This is a genomic window from Perlucidibaca piscinae DSM 21586, assembly GCF_000420045.1.
GTDB lineage: Bacteria > Pseudomonadota > Gammaproteobacteria > Pseudomonadales > Moraxellaceae > Perlucidibaca > Perlucidibaca piscinae.
The window spans coordinates 112546-132276 of sequence record NZ_ATUE01000006.1; the positions used below are offsets into that span (position 1 = coordinate 112546).

At 58.5% G+C, this 19731-nt stretch carries 19 protein-coding genes; 14 read left to right on the plus strand and 5 right to left on the minus strand.

Features of this window, described 5'->3' with window-relative positions; all coding sequences use genetic code 11:
* The first annotated feature begins 7 nt into the window (after positions 1–7).
* From hrpA to F595_RS0104525, 5 genes are read left to right on the plus strand one after another with little or no spacing between them, the layout of a single operon-like run.
* Complete coding sequence (gene hrpA / locus F595_RS12745; RefSeq protein WP_022955678.1) at positions 8–3856, plus strand: ATP-dependent RNA helicase HrpA; 3849 nt, start codon at positions 8–10, stop codon at positions 3854–3856.
* An 11-nt stretch (positions 3857–3867) separates the two neighbouring features.
* Positions 3868–4989, plus strand: a complete 1122-nt coding sequence (locus F595_RS0104510; RefSeq protein WP_022955679.1) for a beta-ketoacyl-ACP synthase III — start codon at positions 3868–3870, stop codon at positions 4987–4989.
* A gap of 20 nt (positions 4990–5009) precedes the next feature.
* Positions 5010–5753: an MlaA family lipoprotein gene (locus F595_RS12750; RefSeq protein ID WP_022955680.1), complete on the plus strand. Its 744-nt coding sequence runs from the start codon at positions 5010–5012 to the stop codon at positions 5751–5753.
* Positions 5750–6934, plus strand: a complete 1185-nt coding sequence (locus F595_RS0104520) for a PP2C family protein-serine/threonine phosphatase (protein ID WP_022955681.1) — start codon at positions 5750–5752, stop codon at positions 6932–6934. The genes F595_RS12750 and F595_RS0104520 overlap by 4 nt, the downstream gene beginning before the upstream one ends.
* A 2-nt stretch (positions 6935–6936) precedes the next feature.
* The gene (locus F595_RS0104525; RefSeq protein ID WP_026913227.1) at positions 6937–7437 is read left to right on the plus strand and encodes an STAS domain-containing protein; all 501 of its coding nucleotides are present in this window, start codon (positions 6937–6939) and stop codon (positions 7435–7437) included.
* A gap of 9 nt (positions 7438–7446) precedes the next feature.
* Here the strand turns inward: F595_RS0104525 and tal are convergent, their stop codons facing one another.
* Together tal and dusA are read right to left on the minus strand one after the other, a co-directional pair.
* On the minus strand, positions 7447–8406 hold the full coding sequence (tal, locus tag F595_RS0104530; RefSeq protein WP_022955683.1) for a transaldolase: 960 nt from the start codon (positions 8404–8406) through the stop codon (positions 7447–7449).
* Complete coding sequence (dusA, locus tag F595_RS12755) at positions 8403–9374, minus strand: tRNA dihydrouridine(20/20a) synthase DusA (protein WP_084682826.1); 972 nt, start codon at positions 9372–9374, stop codon at positions 8403–8405. Before dusA ends, tal begins: the two co-directional genes overlap by 4 nt.
* A gap of 128 nt (positions 9375–9502) precedes the next feature.
* On the opposite strand from dusA, the gene F595_RS0104540 reads away from it, so the two are divergent.
* Positions 9503–10576 (plus strand): site-specific integrase, encoded by a 1074-nt coding sequence (locus F595_RS0104540; protein ID WP_022955685.1) that lies wholly within the window; start codon positions 9503–9505, stop codon positions 10574–10576.
* 91 nt (positions 10577–10667) lie between these two features.
* Here the strand turns inward: F595_RS0104540 and F595_RS14615 are convergent, their stop codons facing one another.
* Positions 10668–11342, minus strand: a complete 675-nt coding sequence (locus tag F595_RS14615; RefSeq protein ID WP_156873792.1) for a hypothetical protein — start codon at positions 11340–11342, stop codon at positions 10668–10670.
* Between the two features lie 579 nt (positions 11343–11921).
* Between F595_RS14615 and radC the strand changes: the two genes are divergently transcribed.
* The 8 genes from radC to F595_RS12770 all read left to right on the plus strand — a co-directional run bounded on the left by radC (position 11922) and on the right by F595_RS12770 (position 17032).
* Positions 11922–12425 (plus strand): RadC family protein, encoded by a 504-nt coding sequence (gene radC / locus F595_RS0104545; protein WP_022955686.1) that lies wholly within the window; start codon positions 11922–11924, stop codon positions 12423–12425.
* A gap of 189 nt (positions 12426–12614) precedes the next feature.
* On the plus strand, positions 12615–12842 hold the full coding sequence (locus F595_RS0104550) for a helix-turn-helix domain-containing protein (protein ID WP_022955687.1): 228 nt from the start codon (positions 12615–12617) through the stop codon (positions 12840–12842).
* 36 nt (positions 12843–12878) lie between these two features.
* On the plus strand, positions 12879–13748 hold the full coding sequence (locus tag F595_RS12760; protein WP_022955688.1) for a replication initiator protein A: 870 nt from the start codon (positions 12879–12881) through the stop codon (positions 13746–13748).
* A gap of 218 nt (positions 13749–13966) precedes the next feature.
* Entirely contained in the window at positions 13967–14620 is a 654-nt protein-coding gene (gene parA, locus F595_RS0104560; protein WP_022955689.1) for a ParA family partition ATPase, read from the plus strand.
* Entirely contained in the window at positions 14617–14868 is a 252-nt protein-coding gene (locus tag F595_RS0104565; RefSeq protein ID WP_026913229.1) for a hypothetical protein, read from the plus strand. Before parA ends, F595_RS0104565 begins: the two co-directional genes overlap by 4 nt.
* The gene (locus F595_RS12765) at positions 14865–15329 is read left to right on the plus strand and encodes a DUF2840 domain-containing protein (RefSeq protein ID WP_022955691.1); all 465 of its coding nucleotides are present in this window, start codon (positions 14865–14867) and stop codon (positions 15327–15329) included. Before F595_RS0104565 ends, F595_RS12765 begins: the two co-directional genes overlap by 4 nt.
* The gene (locus F595_RS0104575; RefSeq protein WP_026913230.1) at positions 15326–15850 is read left to right on the plus strand and encodes a S26 family signal peptidase; all 525 of its coding nucleotides are present in this window, start codon (positions 15326–15328) and stop codon (positions 15848–15850) included. The genes F595_RS12765 and F595_RS0104575 overlap by 4 nt, the downstream gene beginning before the upstream one ends.
* 204 nt (positions 15851–16054) lie before the next feature.
* Entirely contained in the window at positions 16055–17032 is a 978-nt protein-coding gene (locus F595_RS12770; RefSeq protein WP_022955693.1) for a hypothetical protein, read from the plus strand.
* A gap of 4 nt (positions 17033–17036) precedes the next feature.
* On the opposite strand, the gene F595_RS14425 is transcribed toward F595_RS12770, so the two are convergent.
* Positions 17037–17678 carry a hypothetical protein gene (locus F595_RS14425; protein WP_084682827.1) on the minus strand — a complete coding sequence of 214 codons (642 nt, stop codon included), beginning with the start codon at positions 17676–17678 and terminating at the stop codon, positions 17037–17039.
* Positions 17675–19657, minus strand: coding sequence for a DEAD/DEAH box helicase (locus F595_RS14430; protein WP_084682828.1), 1983 nt, complete (start codon positions 19655–19657; stop codon positions 17675–17677). Before F595_RS14430 ends, F595_RS14425 begins: the two co-directional genes overlap by 4 nt.
* Positions 19658–19731 lie beyond the last annotated feature (74 nt).

Genomic DNA, 19731 nt, shown 5'->3' on the forward strand with positions numbered 1-19731 from the left:
TACGCCGATGTCCGGTGAGCAGCAGGAGGGCGGCGCAGGCCGCCCTCCTGCTTTGCGGCGCGGGCGCCGGCGTGGTCCGGGCGAGGCGCGGCCGGCTCCGGTCTATCGTGGCGCGGCGGCCATTCCGTCCGACATCGACTGGTCCGGCGATCTGCCGGTGCTGGCGGTGCGTGAGCAGCTGATTGCGGCGGTGGCGGCGCACCAGGTGGTCATCGTGGCTGGCGAGACCGGCTCCGGCAAGACCACCCAGCTTCCCAAGATCTGCCTGGCTGCCGGACGTGGCCGCACCGGCCTCATCGGCCATACCCAGCCACGCCGCATCGCGGCGCGCGCGGTGGCGACGCGGATTGCCGAGGAGCTGAAAACCGCGCTGGGCGCGGGCGTAGGCTTCAAGGTGCGCTTCAGCGATCAGACCGCTGACTCAACCTATCTCAAGCTGATGACCGACGGTGTCCTGCTCGCCGAGCTGGGGCAGGATCGTCTGCTGCGTGCCTACGACACGCTGATCATTGACGAGGCCCATGAGCGCAGTCTGAACATCGACTTCCTGCTCGGCTACCTGAAGACCCTGTTGCCGCGCCGGCCGGATCTCAAGGTGGTGATCACTTCGGCAACCATCGATGTCGAGCGCTTCAGCCGGCATTTTTCCGACGCCCCGGTGTTCGTGGTGGAGGGCCGCAGCTACCCGGTGGAGATCCGCCATCAGCCGATCGCCACCGATGCGCCGCAGGGCAGCGAGGATGACGGCTTCGATCTGATCGAGGAGGCGATTCCGCGCGCGGTGGTCGAGGCGGTCGAGGACTGTCTGCGCGACGAGCGCATCGGCGGACGCCAGGGGCGCGGCGACTTCCTGGTGTTTTCCAGCAGCGAGCGCGAGATACGCCAGATTGCCGAGGCGTTGCGCAAGTTCGGTCCCCCGCATACCGAGATCCTGCCGCTGTATTCGCGGCTCTCGGTGCAGGAGCAGCAGAAGGTCTTCGCGCGTGGCAGCGGTCGTCGCATCGTCATTGCCACCAATGTGGCCGAGACCTCGCTGACCGTTCCCAACATTCATTACGTCATCGATCCTGGCTTTGCCCGCATCAGCCGCTACTCCTACCGTTCCAAGGTGCAGCGTCTGCCGGTGGAGGCGGTGTCGCGCGCCAGCGCCAACCAGCGCGCCGGTCGCTGCGGCCGCATCGCGCCCGGCCTCTGCATCCGGCTCTACAGCGAGGCGGATTACCTGGCGCGCAGCGAGTTCACCGATCCCGAGATCCACCGCACCAACCTAGCGGCGGTGATTCTGCAGATGCAGGTGCTGGGTCTCGGCGACGTCGAGCGCTTTCCGTTTCTGGATGCGCCCGACGGCCGTCTCGTCAATGACGGCTTCCGGTTGCTCGAGGAGCTGGGCGCGGTCGACCGGGACCGGCGCATCACCGCACTCGGCCGCCAGCTCGCGCGCCTGCCGCTGGATCCGCGCCTTGGCCGCATGGTGCTGGCAGCGGCCAGCCTGGGCGCCTTGCACGAGGTGCTGATCATTGTCGCGGCGCTGTCGGTGCAGGATCCGCGCGAGCGGCCCCACGATCGCCAGCAGGCCGCTGACGAGCGTCATGCCCAGTTCAGGGACAAGGACTCCGACTTCCTGTTCTTCGTCAATCTCTGGCAGGCACTGAGTGCGCAGAAGGAGACCATGACCGAGCGCGAGCGCCGCGAATTCGCGCGCAAGCATTTCCTGTCCTGGATGCGACTGCGCGAGTGGCGCGAAACCTATCGCCAGCTTGCCCAGCTGGCCGAGGATCTCAAGCTGCCGCTGAATCGCGAGCCCGCGCCCTACGAAGCCGTGCATCGTGCCCTGCTCAGCGGCCTGCTTTCGCAGATCGCGCAGAAAGGCGAGGAGCGCGAGTACCTGGCGCCACGCAACCAGAAGGCGCAGGTCTTTCCCGGTTCGGTGCTGGCGCGCAAGGGGCCGCCCTGGATCATGGCCGCCGAGCTGGTCGAGACCCATCGCGTGTTTCTTCGTCTCGTCGCGAAGATCGAGCCGGAGTGGGTGGAGAAGCTGGCCGGTCCGCTGCTCAAGCGCAGCTACGCCGAGCCGCACTGGTCGCGCAGTCAGGGGCGGGTGCTGGCCTGGGAGCAGGCCTCGCTGTTCGGTCTGGTGCTGTACAGCCGGCGCAAGGTCAATTACGAGCCCATTCAGCGCATCGAGGCGCGCGAGATCTTCATCCGCGATGCCCTGGTGGCCGGTGACTGCGAGCTCAAGGCGCCGTTCTTCCGGCACAACCGTGCCCTGGTGGCCGAGGTCGAGCGTCTCGAGGACAAGGCCCGGCGCCGCGATCTGCTGGTCGACGAGCAGGTTCTGTTCGACTTCTACGATGCCCGCATCCCGTCCGACGTGGCGAGCCTGAAGACCTTCGAGGACTGGCGTCACCGCATCGAGAAGGAGGACGCGCAGCATCTGTTCCTGACCGCCGAGCAGGTCATGGCGCGCGAGGCGGATGCGCGTTCGCTGCATGATTATCCCGACAGCCTGCAGGTGGCCGGCCATGAGCTGGCTCTGCGCTATGTCTTCGAGCCCGGTCACGAGGCCGACGGCGTCACGCTCGAGGTTCCTGTCGGCCTGCTTGCCGACCTGCCGGCGTCCCGTCTGGACTGGCTGGTGCCCGGACTCATCGCCGGCAAGGTCGAGGCCCTGATGCGCGGCCTGCCCAAGGCCGTGCGCCGTCAGCTGGTGCCGCTGCCCGACACGGTGGCCTGGGTGCTGGACGACCTGCGCTATGGCGAGGGCCGGCTGCTGGACGTGCTGACCCGGGCACTGACCCGGCGCGGCCATGTGCTGAAGCTCTCGGACTGGCCGCAGGACATCGAGGACCATTACCGGATGAACATCCGCGTGCTGGGGCCGCGTCGCCAGATCCTGGCCGAGGGCAGGGACGTGGCAGCACTGGTCGCGCGGCTGGCGGGCGGGCAGGACGCAGCCACCCTGATTGATCCTGACCTGCGGCGTCAGTGGCAGCGCAGCGGCATCCAGCAGTGGGATTTTCCGGATCTGCCCGAGGTGGTGGAAAGTCGCGAGAACGGCGTGCCGACGCGGGCCTATCCGGCGCTCAGGCTCACGCCGCAGGGGCTGGCGCTGGGGCTGGTGATGCGTGAGCGCGAGGCGCGCGCCAGCCATCGCGAGGGGCTGGTCGAGCTGATACGCCTGCAGTGTGCTGGCGAGGAAAAGACGCTGCTCAAGGCGCTGAACGGCGAGCGCGCCGCCGTGCTGTCGGCCTCCTGCTGGCAGGAGGCTGCAAGCCTGGGCACTGATTTTGTCCGTGCCGTGATCCAGGGCATCTTGGAGCGCGAAGAAACGCTGGTTTACACTCAGGCCGGATTTACCGCCTGTCTGGCGAAGGTGCGTCCGCAGCTGGTTCCGCAGGGTCTGGAATGGCTGAAGCTGCTGGTGCAGACCCTGGTCCTGGCGCATGATGTGCGCAATCGCTGCGAGGCGCTGACCTTGCCGGTGCAGGCCATGGCGCGCGAGGATCTGCGTGCCCAGTTGCTGGGCTTGCTGGGCGAGCGCTTCCTGGCGCGTGTGCCGGTGTCGCGCTGGCTGCATTACCCGCGCTACCTCAAGGGCATGGCGCTGCGACTGGACAAGCTGGGCAACAACCTGTTGCGCGATGACAAGGGCAGTGCCGAGCTGCAGCAGCGGTGGCTGGCGCTGCAGGGCCTGATGCAGCGATGGCGGGAGCGCGGGGAGGACCCGGCGCCGCTGGAAGATTACCGTTGGCTGCTGGAGGAGTACCGCCTGTCGGTGTTCTCGCAGCCACTGAAGACTGCAGTGCCGGTGTCGGCAGCCCGACTCGACAAGCTGTGGTCACAACTTGCGACCTGAACGAGGTATTCATGCAGCGTGTCGTCATCAGTGGCACCGGTCTTTTCACCCCCGAGCAGTCGATCAGCAATGACGAGCTGGTGACGGCCTTCAATGCCTACGTGCGCAGGCACAATGCCGAAAATGCCGAGGCCATCGCCGCCGGCACCCTGCAGGCGCTGGCCGAGTCCAGCGCCGAATTCATCGTCAAGGCCTCCGGCATCCAGTCGCGCTACGTGATCGACAAGACCGGCGTGCTGGATCCGGCGCGCATGTTCCCGCATATCCCGGAGCGTCCGGATGACCAGCTCGGCATCCAGGCCGAGATTGCCGTGATCTCGGCGCGCGAGGCGCTGGCCCAGGCTGGCAAGACCCCGCAGGACGTGGATGCCATCATCGTCGCCTGCTCGAACATGCAGCGTGCCTATCCGGCGGTGGCCATCGAGGTGCAGCAGGCGCTGGGGGCGGGCGGCTATGCCTACGACATGAACGTGGCCTGCTCGTCGGCAACCTTCGGTCTGCAGGCAGCGGTCGATGCCATCCGGGCCGGATCGGCGCGCTGCGTGCTGGTGGTCAGTCCCGAGATCACCTCGGCCCACCTCGAGTTCCGTGATCGCGACTGCCATTTCATCTTCGGTGACGTGGCCACCACCATGGTGGTCGAAGCGGCGGATACCTGCACCGTGGAGGGCGCCTTCGAGGTGCTAGGCACGCGTCTGCAGACCCAGTTCTCCAACGCAATCCGCAACAATTTCGGTTTCCTCAACCGCTGCGACGAGTCTGGCGTCGGTGCGCGTGACAAGCTCTTCCGCCAGGAGGGCCGCAAGGTCTTCAAGGAAGTCTGTCCCATGGTTGCCGAGCAGATTGTCACGCATGCTGGCGATGCCGGGGTGGCCGTGGACGATCTCAAGCGTCTCTGGCTGCATCAGGCCAACCTGAGCATGAACGAACTCATCGCGCGCCGTGTGCTCGGCCGCGATGCCACGCGCGAGGAGGCGCCGGTGATTCTCGACGAATACGCCAACACCAGTTCGGCCGGCTCCATCATCGCCTTCCACAGCTACCGGCATGATCTGGCCAGCGGCGATCTCGGCGTGATCTGCTCGTTCGGTGCCGGCTACTCCATCGGCAGCGTGCTGGTTCGCCGCTGCTGATCCCCAGAGGAGACTGATTCATGCGCATGCTTCGTCATTCCACCCTGGCAGCCGTACTCCTGCTGTCAGCCGTCAGCCCGCAGGCCTTGGCGGCAGACGCCGCCGACCCGTGGGAGGGCTTCAACCGGGCCGTCTTCCGCTTCAATGAAACGCTCGATCGCTATGTCACCAAGCCCCTCGCCAAGGGCTACCAGACGGTGACGCCGCAAGTCGTCGATGACGCCATCAGCCGTTTCTTCAACAACCTGTCCAGTCCGGTGACCCTGGTCAACCAGCTGCTGCAGGGCAAGCCGGCGGCGGCAGCAGCCACCACCTCGCGCCTGATCTTCAACAGCACCGTGGGTGTCGGCGGTCTGTTCGATGTCGCGGCCAGGATGGGCGTGAAACGCGAGAAGGAAGACTTCGGCCAGACCCTGGCGGTCTGGGGTGTCAAGCCCGGTCCCTATCTGGTGCTGCCGCTGCTGGGGCCGAGCACGGTGCGTGACACGGCCGGCAGGGTCGGCGACATTGCCAGTGATCCGCGCGTCTACATGAATGACGATTTCGCCATGGTGCTGGGCTTTGTCGAGGTGGTCGACGTGCGCGCCGACCTGCTGTCGGTGGAGAAGGTCATCGAGGGCGATCGCTACAACTTCATTCGCGACTACTACCTGCAGCAGCGCGAATTTGCCATTGCTGACGGCCGCATCGAGAAGGACGAGTTCCTGGACGAGGATCCTTCTGACGAGGTGTCGGGTGACGTGAGCGAGCCGACCGCGCAATGAGTACCTATGCACCGGGACCGCTCCTGGTGATCGAGGCTGACCAGACCGCCTGCGGGCGACTGGCTGGATGGTTGCGACAGGACGGCTTCGAGGTGGTCGCCGCCGTGTCGGCTGACGAGGGCTACCGGCTTGCCTGCGAGTTGCGCCCGGCCCTGATTCTCAGCGAGTTCTCGCTGGCCATGGCCAATGACTCGCATCTGCTGCGCAGTCTGCTGCAGGCGCTGCCGGCATCCTCCGTGATCGTGCTCACCGAGGATGCCGCCCTGGACGCCGCCGTGCGTGCCCTGCAGCAGGGTGCCAGTGACTTCCTGGTGAAGTCCCTGCTCAACGAGGATGTTCTGCGCGTCTCGGTACGGGCGGCACTGGAGCGCTTCCAGCTGCGCGAAGAGAACCACCGCTACCGCGAGCAGCTCGAGCGCGCCAACCAGCAGCTGCAGCACAGCCTGCAGCTGCTCGAGCATGACCAGCGCGCCGGACGCCAGGTGCAGCGTCGTCTGCTGCCACCCACGCCGCATCTGAGCAACGGCCTGACCCTGTCGCACATGATCCAGCCGTCACTGTTCCTGTCCGGTGACTTCGTGGACTACTTCAGCGTGGGGGTCGGTCGCACCGCCTTCTACCTGGCCGATGTTTCCGGGCACGGCGCCTCCAGCGCCTTTGTCACCGTGTTCCTGAAGACGCTGACCAACCGCATTCGCAGGCACTACGAGAAGCGTGCCAGCATGCTCAGCCTGTCGCCGGCACGCATCATGGCCGCGATGAACGAGGAGCTGCGCGTGCTCGACACCGGCAAGCACCTGACCTTGTTCTGCGGCGTCATTGATACCAACCGCCAGGTGCTGACCTATGCCCTCGGCGGCCATCATCCGCCACCGCTGCTGTGGCAGGAGGGGGTCACCACGCCGCTGCGCGGCCAGGGTCTGCCGCTGGGACTGTTTCCGGATGCCCGCTACGAGGAGCATGAGGTGGCGCTGGCACAACGGTTTTCACTTCTGGCCTGTTCAGATGGTATCCTAGAAGTCATTCCAGCCGGAGATCTGGTCGCCAAGGAAGCCTGGCTGCAAAGCGAGGTCACTGCCGCGAACGGTCAAATGGATACCCTGACGGAGCGCCTGGCGTTGGCCAGCCTGGCAGATGTCCCTGATGACATTGCCTTGCTGATGATTCGACGCGACGAATGACGATGGACGCCTGCAAGATGCACTATGCCGTGCACAACGGCACCTATGTTCTCAAGCTGCGAGGAGACGTTCGCGTCCCCTTGTGCACGTCGCTGGAAACCTTTGTCGAGGAGCAGATCGGTCATGACGACGATCTGCGTGCCGTGCTGATCGACCTGACCGAGACCGAGTCCATCGACTCCACCGCGCTCGGTCTGCTCGCTCGCATCGCCGTGCTGCTGCAGCAGCGCGGGCTGGGCAGGGCGGTGATCTTCTGCATCAATCCCGACATCCAGCACATTCTGGTCAGCATGGGCTTTGACCAGGTCTTCCGCATTCTCAACACCACGGCCGCGCTGCGCGACCGGCTCGACGAGGTGCCGGGAAACTGCATCAACGAAGAGTCGGTGACCCAGGCCGTCATCGACGCCCACCGCACCCTCATGGGTCTCAATGAAAGCAACCAGGCCTGCTTCCGCAGCCTGGTCGACGCCCTCGAAAGCGAGCAGCGTCAGCGTCAGTGAGCCGCCACGTCAGTTCAGACGTGGCTCCAGCAGCCTTTCCAGCTTGACCAGATCCGCCGCGAACAGGCGTATGCCTTCGGCCAGCTTGTCGGTGGCCATGGCGTTGTCGTTGAGCTGCCAGCGGAAGCCGGCCTCGCTGAGTTCGGGCAGGCGCGGCCGGATGGCCACGGCATCGGCTTGCAGCGCCGGAGCCAGCGGCGCGCTTTCCTGAGCCAGCGCATCGAGCAGGGCAGGGCCGATGGTGAGCTTGTCGCAGCCGGCCAGGGCACGGATCTCGCCGGTGTTGCGAAAGCTTGCGCCCATCACCACGGTGGCATGTCCGACGGCCTTGTAATAATCGAAGATCTCGCGCACCGAGACCACGCCCGGATCCGTGTCGGCGCTGTAGTCCTGCCCCGTTTCAGCCTTGTACCAGTCCAGGATGCGTCCCACGAAGGGCGAGATCAGGGTGGCGCCAGCTTCGGCGGCAGCCTGGGCCTGGGCAAAGCAGAACAGCAGTGTCAGGTTGGTTCGTATGCCCTCGCGCTCCAGCACGCGTGCGGCCTGGATGCCTTCCCAGGTGCTGGCGATCTTGACCAGCACACGCTCGCGGTCGACGCCTGCGGCCCGATAGCGCGCAATCACGCGACGTGCCTGCTCGACGGTGCCACGCTGGTCAAACGACAGCCTGGCGTCGACCTCGGTCGACACCAGACCCGGCACATGCTGCAGGATTTCCACGCCAAAGCCCACGGCCACGGCCTCGATCGCCGCGGTCAGGCGCTGCGAGGGTGCCACCCGGCTGGCTGCCGCCACGCCGCGCGCCAGGATGTCCGCGTACTGCGGGTCGCTGGCCGCTTTCAGAATCAGCGAGGGGTTGGTGGTGGCATCGGTGGGCTGCAGTCGCTTGATGCTTTCGATGTCACCGGTGTCGGCGACCACCACGGTGCAGGCTTTCAGTTGTTGCAGCGGGTTCAGCGGGGCATTCATGCAGAGATTCCTGTGGCAGCGGCTGCGTCGAGTAGAACATCCAGACCGGCGCCAGGCAAATGCGCACGCGTGCTCAGCACCTGGCGATAGCGCCGGCCGCCGGGCATGCCCTGGAACAGACCCAGGATATGGCGGGTGATCTGGTTCAGCGGGCAGCCGGCGGCCAGCTCGCGCTCCACGAAGGGCAGGTAGGCGTTGAGGATGTCGGCGCGCGAGGGCAGCTCGGTGTCACCCCAGAGTCGACGCGCCTGCACCAGCAGGTAGGGGTTCTGGTAGGCCTCGCGACCGATCATGACGCCATCGGTGTGCTGCCAGTGACCGACGATCTCGTCGACGGTCTTGATGCCGCCATTGATCTCGATGGTCAGGTGCGGGCGATCCTGCTTGAGGCGATAGACGTCGGTGTAGCGCAGCGGCGGCACCTCGCGGTTTTCCTTGGGCGACAGTCCGGCCAGGATGGCGATGCGTGCGTGAACGATGAAGTGCGTGCAGCCACGGGCAGCGACACGGTCGACGAAGTCGAGCATGTCCTCGTAACGCTCCAGCCCGTCGATGCCGATGCGGTGCTTGACGGTGACCGGGATCTTCACCGCTGCCTGCATGGCGGCCAGCACCTCGCCGACATGATCCGGCTCCGCCATCAGGCAGGCGCCGATGCGCCCCTGCTGCACGCGGTCAGACGGGCAGCCCACGTTGAGATTGACCTCGTCATAGCCCCAGTCCTCGCCCAGCTTCGTGCAGTGCACCAGATCCTTGAGGTCGCTGCCGCCCAGCTGCAAGGCGATGGGATGTTCCTCGGCCTCGAAGCGCAGGTGGCGCGGCACGTCGCCGAACACCAGCGCCTGCGTGGTCACCATCTCTGTGTAGAGGCGGGCATGGGGGTTGCACAGGCGCAGGAAGTTGCGGGCGTGGCGGGTGGTCCAGTCCATCATAGGTGCAATGGATAAATTTTTTGGTTGTAAAATCATCAACTTATCTATATAATTCAATGTGTTGGACGAATGAATTTGCACGCTCGTGTGCACTCATTTTCGCCTGAAAACGCCCTGTTTCGCCCTATCAGTGCACACATAGTGCACACGAAAAGGAGAGTGCCATGGCCAGTTTCACCCGTCTTGAGTCCGGCAACTGGCGTGTCCAGGTGCGTCGCAAGAACTGCTATGTCAGCGAGACCTTCCGCCGTCATGCCGATGCCCAGAAGTGGGCCTTGGAGACAGAGCGAAAGATCGACCAGGGACGCACTCCCACTCGACGATCCATTTCCGACCCGACCACGGTGGGTGATCTGATCGACCTGCATGTGACGGACATGCTGGAAGTGGGCAAGCCCATGCGCCGATCCAAGAGCTTCGTCATGGAGGCGCTGAAGACGCAGCTCGGCAACGTGAAGCTCAAGGAGCTGACCCGCGAGCGCTTGATTCAGTTCGGCAAGGATCGCGCAAGGCAGGGGGCAGGGCCGGTCACCATTTCCATGGATATCGGGTATCTCAAGCTCGTAGTGTCGCACGCGGCCGCCGTGCACGGAATTGACATCTCGCCAGAGCCTGTCGACCTTGCGCGTATCGCGCTCAAGCGATTAGGCCTGATTGGCAAGAGCAAGGAGCGGGATCGTCGGCCGACACCGAACGAGCTGCAGCGTCTGTTTGACCATTTCGACAATAACAATCGCTTGCGATTGCCGATGACGCGTATCTGCAAGTTCGCCATCGCGACGGCCATGCGTCAGGAGGAGATTTGCCGCGTGCGCTGGAGCGATGTGGACGTGGCTGGCAAGACCGTGCTGGTGCGTGATCGAAAGGACCCGCGCGACAAGGATGGCAACCATGTGAAGGTGCCGCTGATCGCTGCCACGGGTTATGACGCGTGGGCGTTGCTGGCCGAACAGAAGATTGCAGGGCGTCGGGAGCCGGAGTGCTTTCCGTATTTCAGCAAATCCGTGGGTACGGCTTTCCGCAGAGCGTGCCAAGAGCTGAAGATCGAGGATCTGCACTTTCACGACCTGCGCCACGAGGCGGCCAGTCGGCTGTTCGAGGTGGGATTCCGCATTGAGCAGGTGGCGCTGGTGACGGGGCACAAGGATTGGAAGATGCTGAAGCGCTATACCAACCTAAAGCCTGAGCATGTACATCAGGTTTCGGCTAGTCTAGGCAATGTGCGCTGGTCAGCATGATCCACTGATTTCAGAGTCGAGATTGTAGTGGCTTAATGAATCATTGCCGGAGTGTATAACTAAAATAAAGCAACAGTTTTCGCTGTAAAAGCTATAATGCTTTCACGGCTAGTTCTTTTAGATATTTAAAATTATCTATAGAAAGTAATAGTATCTGGGATCCACTATTTTCGATTTCGGCGATAATTGAGTCAATATCTGACTTGACTTCGCTTGCAGATGTGTCGATTTTTTTTATTAGCTCGTCTATCCCAGTTTCACAGTACTCAATTTTAACTAAATCTTTTAATTTGCAGTATTTTTTTATTCCAGAGTATTCTGTGTATAAAAAAATGGCTAGAACTTTTCTAATATCTGCTTCTTCAGTGGAAAGGCTTAAATTTTTTCTAAAATATTTCTGGAGCTCAGTATATAAATAATTTAAGGCAACAAGGTCATGTATGTAAAATTCTTTCCTTGTAATTGGATTTTTATTGAGGAGTCGTGCGGAGTTATTTCTTAATAAAGCAACACTAAATTTTGTACACTTCCAGGAGAACTCATCTATAAATAAAAAATTGCTGGCTAGCGCTTTTTCATAAGCTCTAATTGTATCCTCAGGAATTAAGGCAAATCTTGATGTGGCGCTATCGAAGTTTTTATCAACATGATCAATGCATTCATAATATGAGTACATTACTTTTTCAATTGCTTCTTTTTTCTTCTCATAAATTCCGAATGTTCTATTCGATTCGTTTTTAAGGTCCTCCGCTTTTTCAATATTCATGATTTCTAGTTTTTTCTCGAATATTTTTTGTAAGACATAGCCAATTATTGAGATAAATATAACAAGCCAGAGCGGTGTCGATGAGGTTAATAAATTAATAATGTTCATTCTAATTATTTTGTGTGGATTAATTATTAAAATTCACTGAGTTGTATGCTAAAATGCCCGGCAAGAATTATATTTTCATGCCAAATGGCTACTCAAGTTTTAGCACTCCGCGCCGATTTTCTCAAGCTTTGCAAAAATAGTCAAAATTCTAGATTCGATCTGCTTAATTTCAAATTTTCCTCTAGATGTGAGTTTTCTGTTTTGCGCTGGCTAAGTGTACCCGGCACCCCTGCTTCAGTGATAAAGCGCTGAACCGTAAAAGCGTATCTGTACCTTCGTTCACATCCGTAGTTGTGTAAGAGGGCAGTAGGTCGGCCTTGCTGATCCCTTCACCGTACCACACCGTTCTCGCCGACAAGGACTGCGCGTGCTCCGCATGCTCGCGGCTGCGCCGTCTGCGATCCCTGACTGCTGCGCTGCGATGTGTTCCGCCGGTCTCGGGCAAATCCGCCCGCAGATCGGAGAAAGACCATGAATCGCATTGCTCAATCACCAGCTACGCTGATGGTGCGCAACGAAAACGGCCGCTACTCGGTGGCATCGGCTGACGTCATCCTCGAGGTGGCTCGTCAGGTCATCGATCAGAAGCTGCAGCGGGGCGAGAAGTTCTCGTCGCCGGACGCGACGAAAGACTACCTGCAGATGAAGCTTGCAGGCCTGGAGCACGAAGTTTTCGCGGTGCTCTTCCTCGACAACCAGCATCGGCTGATCGCCTATCGCGAGATGTTCCGGGGCACCATCGACAGTGCCAGCGTCCACCCGCGCGAAGTCGTCAAAGCGGCGCTGGCGCTGAACGCGGGCGCCATGATCGTGGCGCATAACCACCCCTCCGGACACCCCGAGCCAAGTCCAGCGGATCGGCAGATCACCCGGCGCCTCAAGGAGGCGCTGGCGCTCGTGGATGTGCGCATCATCGATCATCTCGTGGTCGGCGGCTTCACGTCGGTGTCGTTCGCGGAACGCGGGCTCTTGTGAGCCCCAGGGGGCTTCGCCCCCTTTTTGCTTCGGCTGTTGCAGCCGCAAGCATCAATCGCTGGCCCAGCGGGTCTGGCTCACCAAAAGCCATCAGCACTCAAACAGCCTTCAGCGCCCATGACCTCCGAGACTTGCTGTGACCGGCGGCAAGACGACTGCCGCCGATAGCCCACGCTGGAGGTTCTTGTCATGTCCATGGATACGCTGATGCCCGCTGCCAGCAGCGCCGTTCGATACCTCACCAATGCCGAGGCGGCTGCGTTTCTGCGGCTGTCGCCGCGCACGCTGGAGAAGCGCCGCATGTTGGGCGGCGGTCCGCGCTTTCGCAAGTTTGGCCGGCGCGTCATGTATGCCTTCGACGACCTGGTCACTTGGGCAAATGAGCGCTGCTTTGAGGGCACGCGCGAGCTGGATTAAGGCAAGCCGCACGCAGCGCGCTGAGAGCCACTCGCCATGTCACGTGTGAAGCGAGCGGATAGAACTGAGGCGCATGGCGCCGGGCAGCTCGAACTGTTCCGTGCTTTGCCACCCATCATGGCCCCGCGCGATGCCCAGGACCTGATGGCCTATCCGTTCTTCGCGCTCGGCAAGTCGCGACGGGTGCAGCCCATCGACTTTCGTGCCGGCGGGGTGCAGGTGCGGGTCGAAGGCACGTTGGAGCATGGTCTGGCGACCATCTGGGATGCCGACATTCTGATCTGGGCGGCCAGCCAGATTGTCGAGGCACGCGATCTGGGCATGCGCACCTCGCGGCTCATGCAGGCCACGCCCTACGAGATTCTGACTTTCATCGGTCGTGGCACCTCGCTGCGTGACTACCAGCGTTTGAAGGCAGCACTGGATCGTCTGCAGTCCACCAGCGTCGCCACATCCATCCGCGAAACGACCGGGCGGCGTTTGCATCGGTTCTCGTGGATCAACGAGTGGAAGGAGCTGGCTAACGCCGAGGGCAAGCCCTTGGGACTTGAGCTGATCCTGCCCGACTGGTTCTACGCCGGTGTGCTGGAAGAGGCGCTGGTGCTCACCATCGACCCAGCGTATTTCCGGCTAGGTGGTGGCATCGAGCGCTGGTTGTATCGGCTGGTGCGCAAGCATGGCGGTCGCCAGAAAGGCGGCTGGCACTTTGCGTTTCAGCATCTCTATCTCAAGTCGGGCTCGATGGCCCGCTATTCGGATTTCGCCCTCGACATCCGCCGCATCGTCGCGCGTCAGTCCTTGCCTGGCTACCGACTCAGCGTGCGTCTGCGCGCTGACGGACACGAAACCCTGACTTTCTTGCCGCGCCCGGAGCCGGGTGCTCCAGCGTGCCCAGTCGGAAGATAAAACGGAGGATATCCTGTGATCGCACTCGTGCTATCAGGCGCAGTCAGGGTCGTGCTATCAGGCGCAAACGACCCGTGCTATCAGGCGCACAACTCGGGCTACAGCCCTTGCGGTGTCTGCGTTTCAGCGCTCCGTAACTTATATAACCATAAAAGAATAACAGTAGTAGGGCAGGTCACGGTCTGTGGACAACATCCGCGGTTTTCGGGGGTGAGAACATGATCATTTCCCTGCTCAACCAGAAAGGCGGCGTGGGTAAAACCACGCTCGCCACCCATCTGGCCGGTCAGCTGGCCAGTGAGGGCGCCTCGGTTCTTTTGATCGATGCCGATCCGCAAGGTTCGGCACTGGACTGGTCACAGCGACGCAGCCAGAGCGGCTACGCGCGACTGTTCACGGTCGTCGGTCTCGCCCGTGAGACTTTGCATCAGGAAGCCCCTGCGATGGCCCGTGGCGTTGACCACGTCATCATCGATGGGCCACCACGGGTCACGGCCTTGGCGCGCTCCGCGCTGCTCGCCAGCGACCTGGTGCTGATTCCGGTGCAGCCCAGTCCCTATGACATCTGGGCCAGTGCCGAGATGGTCACGTTGATTCAGGAGGCGAGGATCTTCAAGCCGGCCCTTCAGGCCGCCTTCGTGATCAATCGCCGGGTCAGTCATACCGTTATCGGCCGGGAAGTGCGCCAGGCGCTCTCTGAGCAGACGTTGCCTGCAATTGCTGCCGAGGTGCGGCAACGCATCGTTTTCGCCGACAGCGTCGCCTCAGGGGCATTGGCGTGCGAATTGGAGCCGGAGGGCAGGGCAGCTGATGAGATTCGTCTGCTTGCGGCTGAGTTGCGCACTGTCGAATGGTGCGGGAGGTCGTCATGAGCCGGCGCATGCCCTTCGGTCAGCGTCCGTCTGCCGATCCCTCGCTGGAGGCCTGGGTACGACAGGACAAACCGCCGGCTCCTGTTCCTGATCCTGTCAAAGCGGATATCTACACCGCCCGCATGACACTGGATGTCACGCCGGAGATGCGGGCACGCATCAAGGTCGCGGCGTTCAAGCAGGGCAGGACGGTGACGGATCTGCTGCGTGAACTGCTGGAGCAGCACTTTCCCGAGGATGCGTCATGAGCGCGCCGCTGACGCGGGTGCAGCTGCTGTTCGTGCCGGATAGTGTGAACGTCTGGCTGCGCTTTGGTGAACCAGTGGCGATCCATGACCTGGATGCGCAACAACGTGTCGCCGACTTCGCACCCGGTAGCCTGTTCTGTCGTGTCGAGTGGCAAGCCAATAATTATGGCACGACACGCTGGGTGCTCATGGTTCTGCAGGCGGCAGAACCGGGTGAATGTGTTTCGTGCGTTCGTGGTGTTCAGCCGGGCGCACAGCTTTTGCTGCGTGGCTCTGGCCAGCCGCGTGTGATGCAGCTGTTGGGGCTGATTGATCAGCTGGAGGCGGATGGTCTATCGCCGTGCTCCGTGTCACCCGATTACTGGCGTCTGGTTCAGCATCGAATCGCGGCGCGACAGCCGCTACCGGACTACACGCCAGCGCGACACCTCGCCGCACAGCGTCGGGAGGTGCTGCGATGAGCCGGATGATTCTTGCCGGCATGTCACTGGCCGTCAGCGCGCTGGCGCTGGTGGCGACCGCGAGCATGCCATCGTGCGTGATCTACAACCCCAGTAGCAGTGCGCCGGAAGGTTGGTATGCAGTCGAGGCTGCCGAGCAGTTGCACGTCGGTGAGCATGTGCTGGTGCATTTACCTGCTGTAGCGGCTGCACTGGCCGCCCAGCGCGATTACCTTCCTGCCGGCATCCCGTTGGTGAAGCACATCGCGGCGCGTGCACCGCAGCATGTCTGTGTGCAAGCAGATGCCGTGCTGATTGATGGTCGACATGTTGCCGATCTGCGTGCCGCAGACGCGCAAGGTCGACCGCTTTCTGCCTGGCGCGGCTGTCGTCGTCTCGCGGCAGACGAGCTGTTCCTGCTGAGCGAGACCAGCGCCGCCTCTTACGACAGCCGCTACTTCGGCCCGGTCACGCGTGAGCGCGTGATTGGCCGCGCTCGCCCCCTGTGGACCTGGGCACCTGCGGAGTCGGGTGGCCACTGAGCGAGCGGGAGCGAGCGAAAAGCGGGAGGGCAAGATAAAAGGGGACGGCACGTGGCCGTGCTCCATGCCCTCCCAATGCTGCGTTGCACGCAGCACCAGACCACACCAGCCGCGTGCCGTCAAAAACGCGGACACACGGCAAACACTGGGACGAGTGCGTGCCGTCTGCGACGGAGCGCGCGCAAGCACGCTGGAGGCTACGCCATGTCAGGACGTGATGAAGATGGCTTTGATGTCCGGCCGGGGACGCCCAAGGGTCGGCATCAACGTTTTGTCAGCCAGGTGATCCGTGAGGCGAGCAAGGCCGGAGGCCGTGCGCTGAACCGACCTGCGGCACGCACGGGCGCTTCGCTGGGGCGCGGCAAAGTGGCCTCGCGGATGATGGGGCAGGGGCTTGGTCGCAAGGCCAGGCGCGTGGTCATCAAGACGCGGTTGGTGAACCTGCAGCGGGCTGGCACGCGGTCGACCATCACACATCTGCGGTACATCGAGCGCGAGGGTGTCGGGCCAGAAGGAGAGCAAGGGCAGGCCTATGGGCTGCACACAGATGACGCCGACATGGATGGATTCGAGCGTCGCGTGCGCGATGACCGACACCAGTTCCGGTGCATTGTCTCCCCGGCGGATGCGGACCAGTTGGGCGACCTCAAGAGCTATACCCGCGAGCTGATGATTCAGGTGCAGGTAGACCTGGGCACTTCGCTGGACTGGGTGGCTGTAGACCACTGGAATACCGACAACCCGCATACGCACATCGTGCTGCGTGGGAAGCAGCACGATGGCCGTGACCTAGTGATCGCACGCGAGTACATCAGCTCCGGGATGCGGAAGCGGGGGAGTGAGATTGCGACGCGGTGGCTTGGGCCAAGGACGGAGTTGGAGATACAGCGTGATCAGATGCGCGAGGTCGAGCGACCTGGTTGGACAGAGCTTGATCGGGCGCTGCAGCGGATGGCGCCGGATGGTCGAGTGACGCTGGAGAGGCTTGCAGAGCGGTGTCCGGATCAACGCTACCGACGGTTGCTGATCGGGCGGCTGCAGTATCTGGAGGGAATGGGGCTGTGTGATGCTGTCTCAGGACCGGGCTGGATTTTTAGTGTCGATTTGCGAGTTAGGCTACATAAATGTATTAATGGTAGATTTAAATTTGGTATATCTAAAGAAAAAGAACCTTTTTTGTGATTTGTTATTTCGCTAGAAAGTACCTGTCTTGAGTCCTGTTGAATAGTGAGTGAAAAAAATTAATATCTACTGGCCTCTCAATGCCAATCTTAACTGACGAGGAGTTTTTGAAGAAAAAATCAAAATGAAACCGAGGGTGAATCTTTCCATTTTGATTTATCTCATCATCGTCAAATCTGAAGTATCCATGATCTTCAGATAGAAGTGAGGCAAACGCATCATAATAATAAATTGCCTCATGCACCTCTAAGTCAAAGCTTTCACAGAATGAAAAAATAATATCCTCGTGTGAAATTTGAATTTTGCTTGTTGAGATCGCATTTTTTAGGATTGAAAGAAGCTTTCCACTAACCTCCTCGCCAACTTCATCGCAATTGAATCGGAGGATTTCTCCGTCATTTATGGCTTGAAATGGAATTGCCATTGTAAAGAAGCCGTCAGGCTTCTTTACAAGTGCGCGACAATGGTCGCCAGTAAAAATTACAAAATCGAAATTTTCTTGATGCAACGTAGTCATATGATGGCCGCATGTATTAACAAGCTCCACTATCTCGAGTATATTGCTAAGATTGTCAAGTGCGCTTCTAACTGGCCGAAATCCTTTAAGTCTCGACTCCGGTATATCTTTATAATAAAAGATGCTCATAAGATCATATTTCTCTTGTACTCTGCTTCAAGCATATCTCTTAGATATTCCTCGTCATAATCTGAGTCCTCTAAAATATCATTCATTCTTTTTATTAACTTGGCGACAAGCCTTGGACTTGCTGATTTCGTTGCGCAAAATTGCTTCACATGTTCTTCAATAGAAGTTTGCTCATTTAAAATTATAAGTTCTTTTTGGCTGGCTATTTCTTCAGGTGATGGAATTCTAACGTTCATTACTCCATGTTGAGTGATATGCTCAAGCCCTATACTTATGCTGGATAATACTTCGGTATTGGCGCGTCTTCCTAGAACCAAGTGGCTTTCAAGAAATGATCTAGCCATCATTGTGTATAATGCATTACGGAATGAGGGATTTCTATTTAAATTTGCTGCGAAGCAAATTACAAATGGAAACTCGAGCCCTTTTGCATTATTTATATTTGATATAAAAAATTTATCTGGGTGGCTGTTCTTTGATTCAAAAGATATATTTGCATCCCAATTGAATTTTTCTTTTATTGCAATTTTTAGATCGCTGATCGCATCATAAATATAGCCGTCTTTATCTAGGAATATTACTGCAATGTCGCCTTGCTTAAGGGTTTGATGTCTTGATTTTATTTCTTGAACTATATCCAGGATTGAATCTGATATTGTTTGACCCTCTTTTAATGAATAAATTCTTGTGCTTTCGAAGTTATTTGGAATATCTTCGAATCTTCTCAGTGGATCACGTGATAGTAATGCATGATCATTTTTCTCTTCAATTTTATATCCGCAAGAATCCCATTCGTTTGGTTTTAACCATCTGAGAACTGGGGTTTCAAAAAGCCCCATGCCAAGAGCATGTGAAAACATAAGATTTTTTGGGTCGGTTCGGTAGCATTTTTTCAGAACCATATCTGCGCCATTAACATCATCATCAAATGGACGAAAAATATTTTGAAAGACATCGCCGGCAACAAAGACTCTTTTCTTTGTTGTCATTTCGCAGAGATCTATAAAGCTCTTTGGGAAGTCTTGGCTCTCGTCAATGAAAACATAATCAAATATATGGTCTTTCTCTTCTTGAATAGCAGATATTTCTTTAATTGCTTTCTTGCACAGGCTATCAAAACTACCTGCTTGTAGGCTGCCGAATGGAATTTCATAGTGATGGCAAATATAGCGATACATCCCCGAATGAGGGTCGCGCCCACTTCCCCAAGAGTGAAAGCAAAATAATTTTTTATTCCAGTCAATTTGCCTTTCAACGCGCATGAAATCAAAAAAAACTGGTATTCTATCCTTCATTGACGAGGCAAGTATTTTATTATAGCAAGTGAATGCAATTTTTGCATTCAAATCATTTGAGTATATTTCTTTCATTTTGTGTAGCAGTAGTTCTGTTTTTCCAGAGCCTGCCAAGCCTTGAATTACAAATTTTCTGCTGCCGCTTGATCTAAAAACAAAACTTGTCTGATCAGTATCAAAAAGTATTATTTTTGATTTGACGGATTCTAGAAGGTCTGTTGCTTCTAAACTTATTTTTGATACATCATTAATGCTTCCAACTACTAACGAGGTTATCAGGTCTACACGACGACCATCGGGTGGGCTCTGTACTGCTAATGACTCGATATTTAAATTACTAGGATCGAGGGTTTCAAAGAGTAACATCCAATTTTTTTTGCGACCAATCTTCTCTCTATACTTAAACTTTTCTGACAAAAAAGAAACATCTTCAAGAAAATCGGCTTTGTATTCCTCGAAAGCTTCTGGGTTATTTCCAAGATCTATAAAAAATGGTCGATGACCGGATGAAAATATGACAACTGCATCGTCATAGTCATAGGTTGCGTCATCTTTAGAAAGAGGGCGACATAAAACATATGTTTGCTTCTTGTTGCCTTCTGAAAAGCTTTCAATATTCTCTTTTATTTGTGCTCTTTCTATGAGTTCAAGTGCGTCTGGAGCAATAAAACAATAACTTGACATGTGCATTCCTTTTGATATTTATTTTCTTTTTATCAGATTTTATGTTGGCTAATATTAAGGCTATCTAAACTCAG

What these genes read in the sequence shown, in the direction of transcription:
- radC (WP_022955686.1), top strand. Translation starts at nt 11,922, where the DNA reads ATGAATCGCATTGCTCAATCACCAGCTACGCTGATGGTGCGCAACGAA.
- F595_RS0104510 (WP_022955679.1), top strand. Translation starts at nt 3,868, where the DNA reads ATGCAGCGTGTCGTCATCAGTGGCACCGGTCTTTTCACCCCCGAGCAG.
- hrpA (WP_022955678.1), top strand. Translation starts at nt 8, where the DNA reads ATGTCCGGTGAGCAGCAGGAGGGCGGCGCAGGCCGCCCTCCTGCTTTG.
- F595_RS12750 (WP_022955680.1), top strand. Translation starts at nt 5,010, where the DNA reads ATGCGCATGCTTCGTCATTCCACCCTGGCAGCCGTACTCCTGCTGTCA.
- F595_RS0104525 (WP_026913227.1), top strand. Translation starts at nt 6,937, where the DNA reads ATGGACGCCTGCAAGATGCACTATGCCGTGCACAACGGCACCTATGTT.
- F595_RS14615 (WP_156873792.1), bottom strand. Translation starts at nt 11,342, where the DNA reads ATGAATATTGAAAAAGCGGAGGACCTTAAAAACGAATCGAATAGAACA.
- F595_RS0104575 (WP_026913230.1), top strand. Translation starts at nt 15,326, where the DNA reads ATGAGCCGGATGATTCTTGCCGGCATGTCACTGGCCGTCAGCGCGCTG.
- tal (WP_022955683.1), bottom strand. Translation starts at nt 8,406, where the DNA reads ATGAATGCCCCGCTGAACCCGCTGCAACAACTGAAAGCCTGCACCGTG.
- F595_RS0104540 (WP_022955685.1), top strand. Translation starts at nt 9,503, where the DNA reads ATGGCCAGTTTCACCCGTCTTGAGTCCGGCAACTGGCGTGTCCAGGTG.
- F595_RS12765 (WP_022955691.1), top strand. Translation starts at nt 14,865, where the DNA reads ATGAGCGCGCCGCTGACGCGGGTGCAGCTGCTGTTCGTGCCGGATAGT.
- F595_RS0104550 (WP_022955687.1), top strand. Translation starts at nt 12,615, where the DNA reads ATGTCCATGGATACGCTGATGCCCGCTGCCAGCAGCGCCGTTCGATAC.
- F595_RS0104520 (WP_022955681.1), top strand. Translation starts at nt 5,750, where the DNA reads ATGAGTACCTATGCACCGGGACCGCTCCTGGTGATCGAGGCTGACCAG.
- F595_RS12770 (WP_022955693.1), top strand. Translation starts at nt 16,055, where the DNA reads ATGTCAGGACGTGATGAAGATGGCTTTGATGTCCGGCCGGGGACGCCC.
- F595_RS0104565 (WP_026913229.1), top strand. Translation starts at nt 14,617, where the DNA reads ATGAGCCGGCGCATGCCCTTCGGTCAGCGTCCGTCTGCCGATCCCTCG.
- F595_RS12760 (WP_022955688.1), top strand. Translation starts at nt 12,879, where the DNA reads ATGTCACGTGTGAAGCGAGCGGATAGAACTGAGGCGCATGGCGCCGGG.
- dusA (WP_084682826.1), bottom strand. Translation starts at nt 9,374, where the DNA reads ATGATTTTACAACCAAAAAATTTATCCATTGCACCTATGATGGACTGG.
- parA (WP_022955689.1), top strand. Translation starts at nt 13,967, where the DNA reads ATGATCATTTCCCTGCTCAACCAGAAAGGCGGCGTGGGTAAAACCACG.
- F595_RS14425 (WP_084682827.1), bottom strand. Translation starts at nt 17,678, where the DNA reads ATGAGCATCTTTTATTATAAAGATATACCGGAGTCGAGACTTAAAGGA.
- F595_RS14430 (WP_084682828.1), bottom strand. Translation starts at nt 19,657, where the DNA reads ATGTCAAGTTATTGTTTTATTGCTCCAGACGCACTTGAACTCATAGAA.